Annotated in this window: 16 protein-coding genes; 6 read left to right on the top strand and 10 right to left on the bottom strand. The window is 62.3% G+C overall.

Features of this window, described 5'->3' with window-relative positions; genetic code table 11:
* Positions 1 to 7 precede the first annotated feature (7 nt).
* Genes hisF through hisB form a run of 5 tightly spaced genes read right to left on the bottom strand, consistent with a single transcriptional unit; the run spans position 8 to position 3338 of the window.
* Entirely contained in the window at positions 8 to 796 is a 789-nt protein-coding gene (gene hisF, locus AC1DMK_RS21415) for an imidazole glycerol phosphate synthase subunit HisF (RefSeq protein WP_477861812.1), read from the bottom strand.
* Positions 793 to 1542 carry a 1-(5-phosphoribosyl)-5-[(5-phosphoribosylamino)methylideneamino]imidazole-4-carboxamide isomerase gene (hisA, locus tag AC1DMK_RS21410; RefSeq protein ID WP_037064509.1) on the bottom strand — a complete coding sequence of 250 codons (750 nt, stop codon included), beginning with the start codon at positions 1540 to 1542 and terminating at the stop codon, positions 793 to 795. The genes hisF and hisA overlap by 4 nt, the downstream gene beginning before the upstream one ends.
* A 28-nt stretch (positions 1543 to 1570) precedes the next feature.
* Positions 1571 to 2221 carry an imidazole glycerol phosphate synthase subunit HisH gene (gene hisH / locus AC1DMK_RS21405; RefSeq protein ID WP_477861809.1) on the bottom strand — a complete coding sequence of 217 codons (651 nt, stop codon included), beginning with the start codon at positions 2219 to 2221 and terminating at the stop codon, positions 1571 to 1573.
* A complete protein-coding gene (locus tag AC1DMK_RS21400; protein ID WP_477861807.1) occupies positions 2221 to 2706 on the bottom strand; it encodes a DUF2628 domain-containing protein in 486 nt (161 codons plus the stop codon). Before AC1DMK_RS21400 ends, hisH begins: the two co-directional genes overlap by 1 nt.
* A 23-nt stretch (positions 2707 to 2729) precedes the next feature.
* Positions 2730 to 3338 (bottom strand): imidazoleglycerol-phosphate dehydratase HisB, encoded by a 609-nt coding sequence (gene hisB, locus AC1DMK_RS21395; RefSeq protein WP_037064501.1) that lies wholly within the window; start codon positions 3336 to 3338, stop codon positions 2730 to 2732.
* Between the two features lie 177 nt (positions 3339 to 3515).
* Here hisB and hslV point away from each other — a divergent pair, with 177 nt between their 5' ends.
* From hslV to AC1DMK_RS21370, 5 genes are all read left to right on the top strand, one after another.
* Entirely contained in the window at positions 3516 to 4043 is a 528-nt protein-coding gene (hslV, locus tag AC1DMK_RS21390) for an ATP-dependent protease subunit HslV (protein WP_037064699.1), read from the top strand.
* A gap of 39 nt (positions 4044 to 4082) precedes the next feature.
* Positions 4083 to 5390, top strand: a complete 1308-nt coding sequence (gene hslU, locus AC1DMK_RS21385; protein ID WP_477861805.1) for an ATP-dependent protease ATPase subunit HslU — start codon at positions 4083 to 4085, stop codon at positions 5388 to 5390.
* A gap of 187 nt (positions 5391 to 5577) precedes the next feature.
* Positions 5578 to 6525: a DUF1402 family protein gene (locus tag AC1DMK_RS21380; RefSeq protein ID WP_477861803.1), complete on the top strand. Its 948-nt coding sequence runs from the start codon at positions 5578 to 5580 to the stop codon at positions 6523 to 6525.
* 50 nt (positions 6526 to 6575) lie between these two features.
* Positions 6576 to 7979, top strand: coding sequence for a cytochrome P450 (locus AC1DMK_RS21375; protein ID WP_477861801.1), 1404 nt, complete (start codon positions 6576 to 6578; stop codon positions 7977 to 7979).
* A 98-nt stretch (positions 7980 to 8077) separates the two neighbouring features.
* A complete protein-coding gene (locus AC1DMK_RS21370) occupies positions 8078 to 10249 on the top strand; it encodes a malate synthase G (RefSeq protein WP_477861799.1) in 2172 nt (723 codons plus the stop codon).
* Positions 10250 to 10326: 77 nt separating this feature from the next.
* Here the strand turns inward: AC1DMK_RS21370 and AC1DMK_RS21365 are convergent, their stop codons facing one another.
* Positions 10327 to 11016, bottom strand: coding sequence for a L,D-transpeptidase (locus tag AC1DMK_RS21365; protein WP_037064490.1), 690 nt, complete (start codon positions 11014 to 11016; stop codon positions 10327 to 10329).
* A 181-nt stretch (positions 11017 to 11197) separates the two neighbouring features.
* Between AC1DMK_RS21365 and AC1DMK_RS21360 the strand changes: the two genes are divergently transcribed.
* Positions 11198 to 11692 carry an MmcB family DNA repair protein gene (locus AC1DMK_RS21360; protein ID WP_037064488.1) on the top strand — a complete coding sequence of 165 codons (495 nt, stop codon included), beginning with the start codon at positions 11198 to 11200 and terminating at the stop codon, positions 11690 to 11692.
* A gap of 2 nt (positions 11693 to 11694) precedes the next feature.
* Here the strand turns inward: AC1DMK_RS21360 and AC1DMK_RS21355 are convergent, their stop codons facing one another.
* From AC1DMK_RS21355 to lhpI, 4 genes are all read right to left on the bottom strand, one after another.
* A complete protein-coding gene (locus AC1DMK_RS21355; protein ID WP_037064695.1) occupies positions 11695 to 12270 on the bottom strand; it encodes an ActR/PrrA/RegA family redox response regulator transcription factor in 576 nt (191 codons plus the stop codon).
* Positions 12271 to 12339: 69 nt separating this feature from the next.
* The gene (locus AC1DMK_RS21350; protein ID WP_037064486.1) at positions 12340 to 13650 is read right to left on the bottom strand and encodes an ActS/PrrB/RegB family redox-sensitive histidine kinase; all 1311 of its coding nucleotides are present in this window, start codon (positions 13648 to 13650) and stop codon (positions 12340 to 12342) included.
* A 27-nt stretch (positions 13651 to 13677) separates the two neighbouring features.
* Positions 13678 to 16134 (bottom strand): ATP-dependent helicase HrpB, encoded by a 2457-nt coding sequence (hrpB, locus tag AC1DMK_RS21345; RefSeq protein ID WP_477861795.1) that lies wholly within the window; start codon positions 16132 to 16134, stop codon positions 13678 to 13680.
* A gap of 5 nt (positions 16135 to 16139) precedes the next feature.
* Entirely contained in the window at positions 16140 to 17084 is a 945-nt protein-coding gene (gene lhpI / locus AC1DMK_RS21340; RefSeq protein WP_477861793.1) for a bifunctional Delta(1)-pyrroline-2-carboxylate/Delta(1)-piperideine-2-carboxylate reductase, read from the bottom strand.
* Positions 17085 to 17422 lie beyond the last annotated feature (338 nt).

Here is a 17422-nt window from a genome sequence, read left to right as displayed (position 1 = left end):
CTTCAGCTCAGTCGAGACGCATCGCGATGCCGTTGGAGGCCATATAGCGCTTGGCCTCGCCGACGGAATAGGTACCGAAGTGGAAGATCGAGGCGGCAAGAACGGCGGTCGCGTGCCCCTGCTTGACACCAGCCACCAGATCGTCGAGATCGCCGACGCCGCCGGATGCGATCACCGGTACCCGCACGGCATCGGCAATCGCCCGCGTCAGTTCGAGATCGTAGCCGACTTTGGTGCCGTCGCGGTCCATCGAGGTGACGAGCAGTTCGCCGGCGCCACGTTCGACCATTTTCGCGGCGAAATCCACGGCATCGATGCCCGTCGCAGTGCGGCCRCCATGCGTGTAGATCTCCCAGGCGCTGATGTTGTCGCCGCCGACCGCCCGCGTCAGTCGACGCTTGGCGTCGATGGAAACGACAATGCACTGGTCGCCGAACTTGTCCGCCGCTTCTGACACGAAATCCGGATTGTTGACGGCCGCCGAATTGATCGAAACCTTGTCGGCGCCGCAAAGCAGCAGCTTTCGTATATCGCCAAGCGTGCGCACGCCGCCGCCGACGGTCACAGGCATGAAGCACTGCTCGGCGGTTCGCGCCACGACATCGAAGATCGTTTCGCGATTGTCGGAGGAGGCGGTGATGTCGAGGAAGCAGAGTTCGTCGGCGCCGGCCGCATCATAAGCCTTGGCAGCCTCCACGGGATCGCCGGCATCGACCAGGTTGACGAAATTGACGCCTTTGACGACGCGGCCGTCCTTGACGTCGAGGCAGGGAATGACACGGGCCTTGAGGGTCATTGCACGATCTCCTTTGCCCGCGCCGCCTTAATCAGCGCCAGGGCGTCGCTGGGGTCGATACGGCCATCATAGAGCGCGCGACCGGAAATCGCGCCCTCCAGCTTGCATGCGTCGGGCTGCAGCATGCGCTTGACGTCGTCGATCGACGCGAGGCCGCCAGATGCGATGACCGGTATGGAAACGGCGTCGGCAAGTTCCAGCGTCGAATCCCAGTTGATGCCGGTCAGAATGCCGTCGCGGTCGATATCGGTATAGATGATCGCGGCAACACCGGCGCCCTCGAACTTCCTGGCCAGTTCGATGATCCCGAGCTGCGAAGCCTCGGCCCATCCCTCGACGGCCACCTTGCCGCCCTTGGCATCGATGCCAACTGCGACGCGGCCGGGAAATGCCTTGCAGGCTTCGATCACCAGCGCCGGGTCGCGCACTGCAATCGTGCCGAGGATGACACGTGTCAACCCGCGCGACAGCCAGTTCTCGATGTGATCGAGCGTGCGGATGCCGCCGCCCAGTTGCACCGGGTTCGTCGTCGCCTTGAGGATCGCATCGACAGCCGCGCCGTTGACGCTCTCCCCGGCAAAGGCGCCATTGAGGTCAACCACGTGAAGCCATTCGAAGCCCTGGTCCTCGAAAGCCTTGGCCTGCGCGGCGGGGTCCGGATTGTAGACGGTCGCCTGCTCCATGTCGCCAAGCTTGAGGCGGACGCACTGGCCGTCCTTGAGGTCGATAGCAGGAAATAGGATCATTCTGTTCAGTCCTTGCAATCGCGCGAGCTCAGGGGTTCCAGCGCAGGAAGTTGGCAATCAGGGCGAGCCCGAGTTTCTGGCTCTTCTCCGGATGGAACTGGGCTCCCACCATGTTGTCGCGGCCGACAAAGGCGGTGATCGGTCCGCCGTAGCCGGCCGTCGCAATCACATTGTCTTCATTCGCCGCGGCCAGATGGTAGGAATGAACGAAATAGGCATGCAGTCCGTCCGGCCCGGTCGCAATCCCGTCGAAAAGCGGGTGAGGGCTGCGCAGGTCGAGCGTGTTCCAGCCGATCTGCGGAATTTTCAGATTGGGATCGTCAGGCGTCATCTTGACGACATCGCCTGGGATCCAGCCGAAACCGTTCGTCACGGTCTTCTCAAGGCCGCGCGATGACATCAGCTGCATGCCGACGCAGATGCCGAGGAAGGGCCGAGCCTTCATCTCGACTGCCTCGAGGAGTGCCTCGCTCATACCGTCGACGGCGTCCAGTCCACGCCGGCAATCCGCATAGGCGCCGACGCCCGGAAGCACGACGCGGTCGGCGGCGGCCACGTTCTCGGCTCTGTCGGTGAGATCGATCACGGCATCGATGCCGGCTTCACKGGCGGCGCGCTCAAAGGCCTTCGTCGCTGAACGCAGATTGCCTGAGCCGTAGTCGATTATTGCGACGCGCATCAGCGTCCTCCATCAAAACCAAAGAGACCGAGCGATGTGGCGTTGCGGCGCGCATYGGCATGGGAGGCACTGTCCCATTGCGGCGAAGGAACGCGGCTTTCGTCACGAATGTCGGTCTGAACACCAGAAAAATAGATCTCTTCGGCGACCTGCAAGCAATCAGCCGAGACCAGCCCATCCTCCTCCCAGCCTTTTGAGGCCAGGCTGCGGATACGGAAATTCTGTCCTTCAAGGGCCACGAGAAGGCTCGTTGCAAAGGTGATCGCAGCGCCGATCGGCCAAAGCCCGGGACGGTCCAGCAGGGCGCCGCCGAGGCTTTGCAGCAGGAAGGCAGCGATCGCATGCGGCCAGAGCCGATGGGCGGCAAGCCAGAGCCACGGAAACAGGAAGCCGAGCACAGTAAAGCCGTCGCGGATGATCTGCGTCTTCTCGTGTGCGACATCGGCCCCGCCGGGAGCAGTCAGAACCACATAGCTGGAAGTCATGTCGTCAAGCTCCCTGAAGGGGCTCAGACGAGCGTGCCCTTCGTCGAGGGAACACGGCCCGCCTGCCTCGGATCGATCTCTGTCGCCGTGCGCAATGCGCGGGCAACGGCCTTGAAGCATGTCTCTGCGATATGGTGGTTGTTGGCACCATAATGGTTGACGATATGCAGCGTGATGCCGGCGTTCTGGGCAAGCGCCTGGAAAAATTCACGGACGAGCTCGGTGTCGAACGTGCCGATCTTCGGTGCGCTGAAAGCGACGTTCCACACAAGGAAGGGACGACCGGAGAGATCAACGGCTGCCTTCGTCATCGTCTCGTCCATGGCGAGATCGATCGACGCGTAGCGCGTGATGCCGCGGCGGTCGCCGAGTGCCTTGGCGATGGCCTGACCGATGGCGATACCCGTATCTTCCACCGTGTGGTGATCGTCGATATGCAGGTCACCCTTGGTCTCGATCTCCATGTCGATCAGCGAATGTCGCGACAGCTGGTCGAGCATGTGGTCGAAGAAGCCGACGCCGGTGGAAATCTTCGCTTTTCCGATACCGTCGAGGTTGACGGCCACCGAGACCGAAGTTTCGTTCGTCTTGCGCGACACCGCGCCGGTGCGGCTTGCTGTGGTTTCGGCCATATGGCTGCTCCATCGGGAAATACGGCCGTTCCTTATCAGGCGGGCCTGGAAATATCCAGAACCGCGGCGGCAGAAATCGAAGCCATTTGCAATCGGCTCCCGCCAACTTACATAGGTCTCAACAAGGCCGGCGATCGGCCCGGTGCAAAGGCCCGGCAAGCGGGCGAAGGTGTATTGATGACAACGATTATTACAGTTCGAAAGGGCGGCAAGGTCATTATGGCGGGCGACGGTCAGGTGAGCCTTGGTCAGACGGTGATGAAAGGCAATGCCCGCAAGGTTCGCCGCATCGGCAAGGGAGAAGTGATTGCCGGTTTCGCGGGCGCGACCGCCGACGCGTTCACCCTTCTGGAGCGGCTTGAAAAAAAGCTCGAGCAGTATCCCGGGCAGCTGATGCGGGCGGCCGTCGAACTCGCCAAGGACTGGCGCACCGACAAGTATCTGCGCAATCTTGAAGCCATGATGCTGGTTGCGGACAAATCCGTGACGCTGGCTATCACCGGCAACGGCGATGTTCTTGAACCCGAGCACGGCGCCATCGCAATCGGCTCAGGTGGGAATTATGCGTTCGCAGCCGCCCGCGCCTTGATGGACACCGACAAGTCCGCCGAGGAAGTCGCCCGACGTGCTCTCGATATTGCCGCTGACATTTGTGTCTATACCAACCACAATATCGTGGTCGAAACGCTGGATGCGGACGCCTGATCCTTTCCGAGAGATTTCACCCCTGATGGGACATAGAAGATGACGACTTTTTCCCCCCGCGAGATCGTATCCGAACTCGACCGCTACATCATCGGCCAGCATGAGGCCAAGCGCGCCGTGGCGATCGCGTTGCGCAACCGTTGGCGTCGCCAGCAGCTCGAACCAGATCTGCGCGACGAGGTCATGCCCAAGAATATCCTGATGATCGGCCCGACAGGCGTCGGCAAGACGGAGATCTCCCGTCGTCTCGCCAAGCTGGCCGGCGCGCCGTTCATCAAGGTGGAAGCAACAAAGTTCACCGAAGTCGGCTATGTCGGCCGCGATGTCGAGCAGATCATCCGCGACCTCGTCGAAGTCGGCATCGGCCTTGCACGCGAAAAGAAGCGGTCTGAAGTGCAGGCGAAAGCCCATATGAGCGCCGAGGAACGCGTCCTCGACGCGCTGGTAGGCTCGACGGCGTCGCCCGCCACCCGTGACAGCTTCCGCAAGAAGCTGCGCACCGGCGAAATGGACGACAAGGAAATCGATATCGAAGTGGCCGATACCAACACCGGCATGGGCGGCTTCGACATTCCAGGCATGCAAGGCGGCAATGTCGGCGTTCTCAACTTGTCGGAAATGTTCGGCAGGGCGATGGGCGGCCGTACCAAGAAGGTCCGCACGACGGTCAAGGCGTCCTATGCCGAGCTGATCCGTGACGAGTCCGACAAGCTGATCGACAACGAGGTTATCCAGCGCGAGGCGGTCAGTGCGGTCGAGAACGACGGCATCGTCTTCCTCGACGAGATCGACAAGATTGCTGCCCGCGATGGCGGCATGGGTGCCGGCGTCTCTCGCGAAGGCGTGCAGCGCGATCTTCTGCCGCTCGTCGAAGGCACGACCGTCTCCACCAAATACGGACCGGTGAAGACCGACCATGTCCTCTTCATCGCCTCGGGCGCCTTTCATGTCTCCAAGCCTTCGGACCTCCTGCCGGAACTGCAGGGTCGCCTGCCGATCCGCGTCGAACTACGGCCGCTGACCAAGGAAGACTTCCGCCGCATTCTGACGGAAACCGAGGCGAGTCTCATTCGCCAGTATCGGGCGCTGATGGAAACTGAAGGTCTGAACCTCGACTTCACGGATGACGCCATCGACGCGCTCGCCGATGTCGCCGTTCACTTGAACTCGTCGGTCGAAAACATCGGTGCGCGCCGTCTGCAGACGGTAATGGAGCGGGTGCTGGACGAAATCTCGTTCAATGCTCCAGATCGCGGCGGCACTGCGGTGACAATCGACGCGGCCTACGTTCGCCAGCATGTCGGCGATCTCGCCCAGAACACGGATCTGTCGCGCTTCATACTGTGATGTTGGCACCGGCCTTGCTCGCAACCGGGACGATTCCGGATTTTTGACTGTTTGCACTCTCGACAACGGGCCTTTTACTTTTTAGTGAAAGGCCCGCTTTGTTATCCGCGCCAGCATTATTCGGCCAAGATTATGGTCCAGTCAGCGCGTTTCGTGACCAATGCCAGGAATGATGGGAACGCTGATCGTGCGACGCCTTCTGACAAGCCTTCTGATTGCTGTTGCCGTGCTGTCCGCGGCGCCTGCATTTGCCATCGAAGTCGTGCCGCCGGGCAATCGTCATGCTGAGCAGCCTGATATTCCGGGCGCGTCCGTTCGCCGGACCAAGGGCACCAAGACATCCTTCGATCGCAAGTACGACAAGGTCCACGAACTTCTCGCGACCGACCATGAGCTGATGGGCAAGATCAAGAAGGTCTCCGCTGCCTACGGCATTGATCCGATCCACGTCGTCGGCGCCATCGTCGGCGAACACACCTACAATGTCGACGCTTACGACCGGCTGCAGTCCTACTACGTCAAGGCCGCCTCCTACGCGGGCGAGAGCTTCCGCTTTGCCTATGGTGGCGAGGACGTCGATGATTTCATCAAGCGGCCACAGTTTGCCGAATGCAGCGGCAAGGGCGATTCCTACGTGCTGTGGAGCTGCCGCGAGGATGTCTGGGAAAGCGATTTCCGCGGCAGGACCGTCGATGGCAAGAGCTTCCCGGACAATCGCTTCAGTGCGGTGTTCTTCCAGCCCTTCTACGCGGGCCAGACCTTCGGGCTCGGCCAGATCAATCCGCTGACCGCACTTATGCTCTCGGATCTCGTCACCAAGGTCTCTGGCTACGACAGGCTGAACGAAAAGGATGCCGGCGGCGTATACCGGGCGATCATGCAGCCTGACATCTCGCTCGCCTTCGTCGCGGCCTCCGTCCGCAAGTCGATCGACGACTACAAGCAGATCGCCGGCATGGATATCTCGAAGAATCCCGGCCTGACGGCGACGCTCTACAATGTCGGCAATTCGCGCCAGCGCGCCTCGGCACTGGCCGCCAAGAACCGCGCATCGGGTCAGACCGTCTTGCCGGAAGAGAACTACTACGGCTGGCTGGTCAACGACAAGCTGGACGAGCTCGAGCGCCTGCTCTAGTTCTAGCCTTGCCGGGAGGGAGACAATCCTCCGCGAAAGGCCAGGCTCTGATGGACATGCGTCCAGACCCCTTTGTTCCGCCCGCACCGATGCCTCGCACGGTGCCGCCAGGCCGATTGGAGATCATCCGCACCATCCTGCGCAATCCGCTGGAGCTATGGGGCGAGCCGTCCTACACGCTGCCCTGGATCAAGACGCGGTTCTTCCGGGAACGCACCCTCATCGTCAACGATCCGGGGCTGATCAGGCACGTCCTCGTCGACAATGCAGCAAACTACCGCATGTCGGATATTCGCCAGCTCGTCCTGCGCCCGATCCTGCGCGACGGGCTGCTGACGGCCGAAGGCGAGGTGTGGAAGCGGTCGCGCAAGGCGGTTGCGCCGGTCTTCACGCCGCGCCATGCAAACGGCTTTGCCGGACAGATGCTGCGCCAATCCGAGGACTATGCGCGAAAGTACGAATCAGCCGGCGGCGAGGGCCAGGTGTTCGAAATCGCCAGCGACATGACGGAGCTGACCTTCGTGATCCTCGCCGACACGTTGTTTTCCGGCGAGATCGTGACCTCGTCGGACAGTTTCGCAGACGATGTGAACGCGCTGCTGCACCGCATGGGGCGCGTCGATCCGATGGACCTGCTGCGCGCTCCGTCCTGGGTGCCGCGCGTGACGCGCATTGGCGGCCAGAAGGTCCTCGACAAATTCCGTTTCATCGTGCGCCAGACAATGGATGCGCGCCTGGCGCGGATGAAAGCCGATCGGGCGTCGACGCCCGAAGATTTTCTGACGCTGTTGCTGGAGCAGGCAGCCACCGGTGGTCTCTCCAACGAGGAAATAGAAGACAATATTCTGACCTTCATCGGCGCGGGCCACGAAACGACAGCGCGGGCGCTTGCCTGGACGCTCTATTGCGTGGCCAACACGCCTCATTTCCGTGATGCGATGGAAGATGAGATAGGCCGGGTCATGGCGAGCGGCGCCGAGCCGGTTCAGTGGCTTGACCTTATGCCATACACCCGCGCTGCCTTCGAGGAGGCGCTGCGGCTCTATCCGCCCGCTCCCTCGATCAACCGCGCCGCGATCGCCGCCGATAGATGGGCCGATGCCAAAGGCGAAACTGTGGACATCGAAGCCGGTGTCACGGTCCTCATCATGCCGTGGACCCTGCATCGCCACGAACTCTACTGGGAAAAGCCCCGCGCCTATATGCCGGAACGCTTCCTGCCGGAAAATCGCGGCAAGATCGGCCGCTTTCAGTTCCTGCCTTTCGGCGCCGGTCCACGCGTTTGCATCGGGGCGACCTTCGCGCTCCAGGAAGCGGTGATCGCGCTCGCGGTGCTGATGAGGCGTTTCCGTTTCGATATGACGGACCAAACCAGGCCTTGGCCGGTCCAGAAGCTGACGACCCAGCCACAGAACGGCCTGCCGTTGCGTGTCACGCCGCGCGCATCGCCCTAAAAGGCATAAATCTTTCGAACTATTGCACAATTGACTATCAATGAAAGCCGGGCAAAGTGGCAGCATGCGAAAGCCGCCATTGTCCGAGGAGATATTCCATGAGCCGCATCGATAAAAACGGTCTTGCGATCGAGCCAGTCCTTCACGCGTTTCTGGTCGACGAAGCACTGCCCGGGCTCAAGGTCGACGCGGATAGGTTTTTCGCTGATTTTTCGGCGATCGTTCATGATCTTGCTCCGAAGAATCGCGAATTGTTGGCAAAGCGTGATGCGCTCCAGCTCCGAATCGACGACTGGTATCGCCAGCATGGCGCGCCAACCGACATGGAAGCGTATCAGGCCTTCTTGCGAGACATTGGCTATCTCTTGCCGGAAGGCTCGGATTTCCAGGTGTCGACGACGAATGTCGACCCTGAAATCGCCTCGATCGCCGGCCCGCAGCTGGTTGTCCCCGTCATGAACGCCCGCTACGCGCTCAACGCCGCCAATGCCCGCTGGGGTTCGCTCTACGATGCGCTCTATGGAACCGACGCGATTGCCGAAAGCGATGGCGCAGAGAAGGGCAAGGGCTACAATCCCAAGCGCGGCGAAAAGGTCATCGCCTGGGTCCGCGATTTTCTCGATGGCGCCGTTCCGCTGGCCGATTGGAGCTGGAAGGATGTCGCGGGCTTTGCGGTCAAGGACGGCGTGCTTGCCATGACGTCGACCGACGGGGAACACGTTTCCCTGACGGATCAGGCGCATTTTGCCGGCTATCGAGGCGAAGCATCCGCACCGACGCATGTACTCCTGAAGAACAACGGCATCCATATCGACATCGTGATCGATGCCTCCACCGCCATCGGCAAGAGCGACCCGGCGCATATTTCCGATATTTGGCTCGAATCGGCGATTACCGCCATCATGGACTGCGAAGATTCCATCGCTGCCGTCGACGCCGAGGACAAGACCGTCGTCTATCGCAACTGGCTGGGCCTGATGAAGGGCGATCTTGAGGAAGAAGTGGCCAAGGGCGGTTCGACGTTCATTCGCAAGCTTAATCCGGATATCGAATACACCGGCCCGGACGGTGTTCCTTTCGAGGTTCGTCGCCGCTCGCTGATGCTGATCCGCAACGTCGGCCACCTGATGACCAACCCGGCGATTCTTGATCGCGACGGAAACGAAGTGCCCGAGGGCATCATGGATGCCATGATCACGGGCCTGATCGCGCTCTACGACGTCGGCCCGAGCGGTCGGCGCAAGAATTCGCGTGCCGGCTCGGTCTTTGTCGTCAAGCCGAAGATGCACGGGCCGGAAGAGGTCGCCTTCGCCGTCGAGATCTTCTCCCGCGTCGAGGATGCGCTCGGTATGGCGCGCAACACCATCAAGATGGGCATCATGGACGAGGAGCGTCGTACGACGGTCAACCTCAAGGAATGCATCAGGGCTGCCCGGGAGCGCGTCGTCTTCATCAATACGGGCTTCCTCGATCGCACCGGCGATGAAATCCACACCTCGATGGAAGCGGGGCCGATGATTCGCAAGGGCGACATGAAGCAGGCGGCCTGGATCGCCGCATACGAGAACTGGAACGTCGACATCGGTCTCGAATGCGGCCTTTCCGGCCACGCGCAGATCGGCAAGGGCATGTGGGCCATGCCGGATCTGATGGCGGCAATGCTGGAGCAGAAGATCGCGCATCCCAAAGCCGGGGCAAACACCGCATGGGTGCCGTCGCCGACCGCCGCGACATTGCACGCCACACACTATCATCGGGTCAACGTCGCGCGCGTCCAGCAGGGATTGAAGGATCGCGCCCGTGCCAAGCTCAGCGATATTCTATCGGTTCCGGTTGCCGTGCGGCCGAACTGGGCGCCGGAAGAAGTCCAGCGCGAACTCGACAACAATGCGCAGGGCATCCTCGGCTACGTCGTTCGCTGGGTCGACCAGGGCGTCGGCTGCTCGAAGGTGCCTGATATCAACAATGTCGGTCTGATGGAGGATAGGGCAACGCTGCGCATCTCCGCACAGCACATGGCAAACTGGCTGCATCACAAGGTGGTGACCGAAGCTCAGATCGTCGAGACGATGAAGCGCATGGCGGCTGTCGTGGATCAGCAGAACGCCTCTGATCCCGCCTATGTGCCGATGGCTGCCGATTTCGACGGCTCGATCGCCTTCCAGGCCGCCCTGGATCTCGTCTTGAAGGGCAGGCAGCAGCCGAATGGCTACACCGAGCCGGTCCTGCATCGGCGACGTCTGCAGCTCAAGGCCAAGCAGGACGCCTGATCGACAGCCGCTCGTATACAAAAGGCCGCCGAAACGAAGGTTCCGGCGGCCCTTTCATAGCGAACTTCAGGTCCGGCCTACTGAATGACGATAACCTTAGAGGACGCCTTGCCCGGACGGACACGGCTGTAGAGGTCGATCACGTCCTGATTGATCAGACGGATGCAGCCAGACGAGGCAGCGGTTCCGATCGAAGCCCATTCCGGCGTGCCGTGCAGACGGAAGAGCGTGTCCTGGCCCTTTTCGTTGAACAGATACATGGCGCGCGCGCCGAGCGGGTTGGACAGGCCGGGGCCCATGCCGTCCTCGACGTACTTGGCGATTTCCGGTCGGCGGACAGCCATTTCCTTGGGCGGATGCCAGTTCGGCCATTCCTGCTTCCAGGCGACGTAGGCGGTGCCCGCCCAGGCAAAGCCCTGCTTGCCAACACCGATGCCGTAACGCATGGCCTTGCCGCCGGGCATGATGTAATACAGGAAGCGCTCGCGGGTGTTGACGATGATCGTGCCCGGGCGTTCCGTGGTTTCGTAGGAGACAACCTGGCGATGGAACTGCGGCTTGACCTTCTGGATCGGGATCGCAGGCAGCGAGTATCCGGCATCCGTGGTGACGCCGTAGGCGTCGTCGAAGATCTGTGCGGTCTGCACGATCGGCCCTGGTGCGGCACTCTTGTCTGCAACAGAGGCACTTTCGGAAGTCGTGGAGCAACCGGCCAGAGCGAGCGTCGCCATCAGGCCGAATACAGGAATTGCATTGCGGATGCGCATGGATGTCTCTTAGGAATGGGGCAAGGGAGGATCGTTCTTTTGAACCATCTTTGAATATGGTTTATTTTCGATTAACTTTGCCATTGCAAGCTGTTGCAGTGCGGCAAAACGAATACGCAACGGCAAAGTAGAACCGCATGGTTTTTTTGCAACAACACGCGCGCTACATCGACGGTTATCCATGACCATTTTGAGTCTTTATAATAACAATCCGTTAATAGATGGCCGGCAATCGGACAGAGCCATGCTCGTTCGCCGCGGGACTCAGATTCTACTTCATGAAATGCGTCACGCGGTGTTGCCGGAGTTGTCTCTGGCGAGCGGACGACGGGCGGATCTGATCACCATCTCGGAGAAGGGCGAGATCTGGATCATTGAGATCAAGACCTCGATCGAAGACTTCAAGGTGGATCGCAAATGGCCGGAGTATCGGCTGCATTGCGATCGCTTGTTCTTTGCCACGCATAAGGACGTGCCGCTCGATATCTTTCCCGAGGAGTGCGGCCTGTTTCTGTCGGACGGCTACGGCGCGCATATGATCCGTGAAGCGCCCGAACACCGTCTGGCGCCCGCCACCCGCAAATCGGTAACGCTCGATTTCTCGCGCACCGCCGCCCAGCGCCTGCTGATGGCCGAGTGGGCAAGCGGCAAGCCGTTCGACGTCGACGAAACCTGATCCTACTTGGGCGCGCGCTTGGCGAGAATCCGCTGCAGCGTGCGTCGGTGCATGTTGAGGCGCCGCGCCGTCTCCGACACATTGCGCTCGCAGATCTCGTAGACGCGCTGGATATGCTCCCACCGCACGCGGTCGGCCGACATCGGGTTTTCCGGGAGCTCCGCCTTTTCGCCAGCGCGCTGCGTCAGTGCGGCATACACATCGTCGGCGTCGGCGGGCTTTGCCAGATAGTCGACCGCCCCGAGTTTGACCGCCGTCACGGCAGTCGCGATGTTTCCGTAGCCGGTCAGCACGATAATGCGCGTATCGTCACGACGCTGCCGGATCGCCTCGATGACATCCAGACCGTTGCCGTCTCCAAGACGCAGGTCGACGACGGCGTACTTCGGCGGGCGGATCTTGGACTTGGCAACGCCTTCTGCAACCGATTCGGCGGTTTCGACATGAAAGCCGCGTGTTTCCATCGCGCGCGCCAGGCGTCTGAGGAACGGGCCGTCGTCGTCGACGATCAACAGGCTCGCATCCGGACCGATATGATCCTCGGTGGCTGAAGAAGTGTCGTGGTTCTGCTCGTTCATCATCGTCAATCCTGATGCTGTCCGCCTGACATAAGTCAAATGCACTGATCTTTCATTAGGCCGATACAGTCATTTTGTCGAATGCGCATCGATCAGCATGCGCGGCCATTCGACACGCACGCGCGCACCGGCGCTCTCCGGCCCACGGTTCTCGAAGATCAGCGATGCGCCGGAGCGCTCGAGCAGCGTCTTGGCGATAAACAGACCCAATCCCAGTCCGCCGGCGCGATCCTCCCGCTGCCGCTTCGTCACATAGGGCTCACCGATCCGGGTCAAAATATCCGACGAATATCCCTCTCCGTCATCCTCGACGATGATGCGAACGCTCCGCTGGTCGTGCTCGACCGTCACCGTCACCTTCTCGCGGGCATAGTCGACGGCGTTCTCGATGAGGTTGCCGAGGCCATACATGATGCCGGCATTGCGATCGGTCACCGGCTCGCCCTTGCGCGGACCCTTCTCGATCAGTTCGAGCTTGATCCCGAACTCGCGATGCGGCGCGACGATCTCCTCCATCATCGAGGACAAAGGCAGGCGCCGCAGATGCGCCTCTCCTTCCGCCGAAAGCGTCGCCAGACGCCGCAGAATATCGCGGCAGCGCTCGCTCTGACTGCGCAGCAGCTGAACGTCCTCGCGGAAGCGGTCGTCGTCCTTGAGCTCCCGCTCCATCTCCTTGGCAACGATGCTGATGGTGGCGAGCGGCGTTCCGAGCTCGTGCGCGGCAGCTGCAGCAAGCCCGTCCAGCTGCGACAGGTGCTTCTCGCGCTGCAGCACCAGCTCGGTGGCCGCCAGCGCATCGGCCAGCTGGCTTGCTTCCATCGAGACCCGGTAGGCGTAGAAAGCGGCAAAGGTCATCGTCGATGCGATCGAACACCAGACGCCGAACTGCATGACGGTGTGGACATTGACCTCCACGCCGCCGAACCAGGGAAGCGGAAACGGCGAGAAGGCGAGAATGGTGATGCAGATCATCGCCACCAGAATCAACGCCGTGCTGTAGCGGATTGGCTGCGACGCAAAGGAAATGATGACGGGAACGCACACCAGCGCCGCAAACGGATTGGCAAGGCCGCCGGTGATGAAGAGCAGGGCGCAGAGCTGCAGCAGATCGAAGCCGAGCAGTGCGAAAGCGGTACCGGGGTCGATGCGATGCGTCGGCGGGTAGCGGATCATCAGGTAGAAGTTGACAGCCGCAAGCGCCGCGATCAGCGCGATGCTGGCGATCAGTGGAAGCGGAAACCGGAGCCAGAAGGCGACGATGAAGACGGTCACCGCCTGGCCGCAGACGGCAAGCCATCTCAGCCTCACCAGCGTTTGAAGCCTCAGGCGACGGCTATTGTGTCTGTCCTCCTCCGGCATGCTCTCGACATGATCGACCATGGGCTGTTCCTTGAACCTGTTTGCGGCTCATGTACCACGCGGCTTCGCCCTTGTCGTCGGCAGGGCGTCGTCGGGCCGTTCCGGCCAAGGGTGTCGCGGATAGCGTCCGCGCATGTCGGCGCGCACATCTTTCCAGGAGCCGGCCCAGAAACCCGGCAGGTCGCGTGTCGTCTGGATCGGCCTGTGTGCAGGAGACGTGAGCTCGAGAAGCAGCGGCAGCCGGCCGCCGCCGATCGTCGGATGCTGCTTCAATCCGAACAGCTCCTGCACCCGGATCGTCAGCGTCGGCTCCTCGGCGTCATACTGGATGGGGTGGCGTTGTCCGGTCGGTGCCTCGAAATGGGTGGGCGCGAGGCGCGCCAGATCGCGGTGCAGCGCATGCGGCACGAGCGCCATAAGACCGTTCGAAAGGCCGCCTGCCGAAACCTCCGAAAGCCCGCGTGCGTCGGTCTGATAGGGGATGAACCAGTCTTCCATGCGGGCAAGCAGCGCATCGTCGCTCATGTCGGGCCAGGGCTCGCCGATGCCACGGTGAAGAAAGCCTATACGCTCGCGAAGCTGCTTTGCTTCCTTCGAGAAAGGCAGCTGGTCGAGGCCGAGTTCGCGCAAGCCGTCGGCCAGTGCCTTTGTCACCTCAGCACCGGAAGGTCGGGGCAGGGGCGTCTCGTCGAAGACGATGGCCCCGAGCCGCGTCGCCCGCCGCGCCCTGACCTGCCGGCTCTGCCGGTCGAAGAAGGTCTGGTCATCCGTTCTGATCGCGCCCGGCAGCTCTGCCTCGATGTCAGCCCGCGAGACCTCGGCTGCGGCCAGAATACGCCCCTGCGCTGCGCGCCCGGTGAGGTCGGCGATCACCAGCATCTGGCTACCGGCAAGCCTTTCGGTCTCCGGCAGTTCGGCGCCGCGCCCGTTCGCCATCACGAAACGCCCTCTGCCGCCGCGCTGCAGCGCGATCCGATCGGGAAAGGCATGCAGCAGAAGCCTGCCCGCCATGCTGGGCTCCGTGGGCTTGGAAAGGTCCAGTCCCTTCGCCAGTCTGCCCGCCAGCTGGCGCGCCGCCTCGGCACGCTCGCCGCGTTCGGATTTGAAACGCCGCATCCGCTCTTCCAGGTCGACACCCGTGCCGCCGAGCCCCTGTTCGGTGAGCATCACCGCGAGCACGGCGGCATCCCTCGCATGCCCGGTCTCGCCGGCCGAAATGACCATCGCTGCCAGCCGAGGCGGCAATGCCAGCTCGCGCATGACCTTGCCACGCGTGTTAAGCGCCCCGTCCGCGTCGAGTGCGCCGAGCTGCTTCAGTAGCGCCCGCGCCTCGGCAAGCGTCGCCTCGGGCGGTTGATCGACAAAGGCAAGCGACCGCGTATCCTGAACGCCCCAATGCGCAAGGTCGAGGACGAGGCCGGACAGGTCGGTCGACAGAATCTGCGGCGGCGTGAATGCCGGCAACGCTGCCGTTTGCCCCTGATGCCACAGGCGAACCGCAATACCGGGCTCGGTTCTGCCTGCGCGTCCGGCCCGCTGGTCGGCAGAGGCGCGAGAAACGCGCACCGTCTCCAGGCGGGTGATACCGGTGGAGGCCTCGAACACAGGTAGTCTTTGCAGGCCGCTGTCGATGACGATCCGGACGCCGTCGATCGTAATGGACGTCTCGGCGATCGAGGTTGCGAGCACGATCTTGCGGGTCCCGGGCAGAGCCGGGCGGATGGCGGCGTCCTGTTCCTTCTGGCTGAGATTGCCGTAGAGCGGCGCAATCAGCGTCTGATCGTCGAACCGTCCCTGCAACCGTTCCGCCGTTCGGCTGATTTCCGCCTGCCCGGGCAGGAAGGCGAGGATCGAGCCGCTCTGCGTCTGATGCGCCTCGACGATTGCCCGCGTCACAGCATCTTCGACGCGCTCTCCCCCCGGCCGGTCCCGGTAGCGGACGTCGATCGGAAAGCTTCGCCCGAGACTTTCGATGACAGGCGGCTGATCCAGCAGCGCTGCAATGCGCGCCACGTCGAGCGTGGCCGACATCACCAGGATCCTGAGGTCCTCGCGGAGCGCAGATTGCACGTCGAGCGCCAGCGCAAGGCCGAAATCCGCGTCCAGCGAGCGTTCGTGGAACTCGTCGAAAATCACCGTCGACACGCCGCCAAGTTCCGGATCGTCGAGGATCATCCGCGCGAACACGCCCTCGGTCACCACTTCGATCCGCGTCCGCGCCGAGACGCGATTGTCCAGTCGCATGCGATAGCCGACGGTCTCGCCGACCTGTTCGCCGAGCAGGGAGGCCATTCGACCCGCCGCAGCGCGCGCTGCCAGCCGGCGCGGTTCGAGCAGGATGATCCGGCCGTCGCCGCGCCAGAGCTGGTCGAGCAGATAAAGAGGAACCAGCGTCGTCTTGCCGGCGCCGGGCGGCGCAGAAAGCACTGCGCGGCCATGGCTGGAAAGAGCCTCGCCGATATCCGCAAGGACATGCGAAACCGGCAGTTCCGGCAACAACCTCATTTCCGTCACGCCCGCGTCGTCGTCTCGTAGGCGAGGATCGCGCCGGCCAGATCCTCGAGCGCGGCGCCGACGGACTTGAAGAGGGTGATTTCCTCGCTGCTGGTGCGGCCCGGGCGGACGCCCTTGATGAGCTCTGCGAGCTCGGCCTTGATCCCGTCTTCCGTGAGGAAGCCGCTCTTTAACGGCTGCACGATGTCGCCCGCCTCGCTCATCGCCCCCGCGCGCGTATCGACGAATACACTTGATCGCCGGATGGCCGCGTCGTCGCTTTCGCGCATGCTTGGCTTGAAGGCGCCGACGAGATCGAGATGCGCGCCGGGCTTCAGCCAGTCGCCGCGAATGAGCGGTTCGTCCGAAAGCGTCGCGCAGGACACGATATCGGCCGAGCGCACCGCCGCTTCCAGGTCGGCCACGGCCTCTGCCTGCAACCCGAGCGCCAAGGCCTCGGCTGCGATCTTTCGTGCATTGTCGACGTTGCGGCCCCAGATGCGGAAACGTTCGAGCGGCCGCGTGATGGCATGCGCCTGCAGGAGATTGAGCGAGAGCCGCCCGGTGCCGCAGACAAGCATCTCCTTGGCCTCGGGGTGCGCGAGATAGCGCGCTGCAAGCGCGGATGTGGCTGCCGTCCGGCGCGCCGTCAACTCGCCGCCGTCGATCGCCGCCAGCATTTCACCGGTTTTCGCCGAGGAAAGAAGATAGGTTCCGAAGATCGCCGGCAGCGAGCGCTGCGCATTGTCGGGAAAGACGGAGACAATCTTGACGCCGGCATAGTGCCCCGGCACCCACGCCGGCATCAGGAGCAGGGTCGCATGTCGTTCGCCCGGCACCTCCACGTCATGATGGTGGCGCACGGGAGCAACGCACGGGCCGGCAAACATAGTCGCCAGCGCCTCGACAAGCTCCGCCCAGGGCAGGGCGGCGCGGGTCTGTTTCTCATCCAGGACAAGCATGCGTGTTCTCTCTTGATCATTGTCTTGGCGGCCAACCTAGCGATCGCCATTGGCGGTGCAAGCCGGTAATGCCTGCGCCTGGCGTTTGTCCTTGCAGTTCCAGCGCGACGGGTATTCCTGTGTGGGACATGGCCCCGCCCGTCGCCGCCGCGGTCTTTGTCGCCCTGTTTGGGCCTTCCTTGTGCGCGCTTGAAATTCTGTCATATGAATCATGATGTTACAAAATTGTGAAAAAACATTGTTTGGGTGTGTTGACTTGGAAAAGGGGTTAGCCGTATAAGCCCCCTCACTGAACGAGGGCGGCGGCGCTGCTGGCGACGATGTCTTTTGTTCTTGGT

Source organism: Rhizobium sp. 05L419 (assembly GCF_056397845.1).
Note: the sequence above shows the minus strand (reverse complement) of the source record. Positions and strands in the feature narration are given on the sequence as shown.

Excerpts from the sequence above, each read along its gene's own strand:
- hisA (WP_037064509.1), bottom strand. The coding sequence starts at position 1,542 with ATGATCCTATTTCCTGCTATCGACCTCAAGGACGGCCAGTGCGTCCGC.
- hisB (WP_037064501.1), bottom strand. The coding sequence starts at position 3,338 with ATGGCCGAAACCACAGCAAGCCGCACCGGCGCGGTGTCGCGCAAGACG.
- hslV (WP_037064699.1), top strand. The coding sequence starts at position 3,516 with ATGACAACGATTATTACAGTTCGAAAGGGCGGCAAGGTCATTATGGCG.
- hslU (WP_477861805.1), top strand. The coding sequence starts at position 4,083 with ATGACGACTTTTTCCCCCCGCGAGATCGTATCCGAACTCGACCGCTAC.
- AC1DMK_RS21375 (WP_477861801.1), top strand. The coding sequence starts at position 6,576 with ATGGACATGCGTCCAGACCCCTTTGTTCCGCCCGCACCGATGCCTCGC.
- AC1DMK_RS21370 (WP_477861799.1), top strand. The coding sequence starts at position 8,078 with ATGAGCCGCATCGATAAAAACGGTCTTGCGATCGAGCCAGTCCTTCAC.
- AC1DMK_RS21365 (WP_037064490.1), bottom strand. The coding sequence starts at position 11,016 with ATGCGCATCCGCAATGCAATTCCTGTATTCGGCCTGATGGCGACGCTC.
- AC1DMK_RS21360 (WP_037064488.1), top strand. The coding sequence starts at position 11,198 with ATGACCATTTTGAGTCTTTATAATAACAATCCGTTAATAGATGGCCGG.
- AC1DMK_RS21355 (WP_037064695.1), bottom strand. The coding sequence starts at position 12,270 with ATGAACGAGCAGAACCACGACACTTCTTCAGCCACCGAGGATCATATC.
- AC1DMK_RS21350 (WP_037064486.1), bottom strand. The coding sequence starts at position 13,650 with ATGGTCGATCATGTCGAGAGCATGCCGGAGGAGGACAGACACAATAGC.
- hrpB (WP_477861795.1), bottom strand. The coding sequence starts at position 16,134 with ATGAGGTTGTTGCCGGAACTGCCGGTTTCGCATGTCCTTGCGGATATC.
- lhpI (WP_477861793.1), bottom strand. The coding sequence starts at position 17,084 with ATGCTTGTCCTGGATGAGAAACAGACCCGCGCCGCCCTGCCCTGGGCG.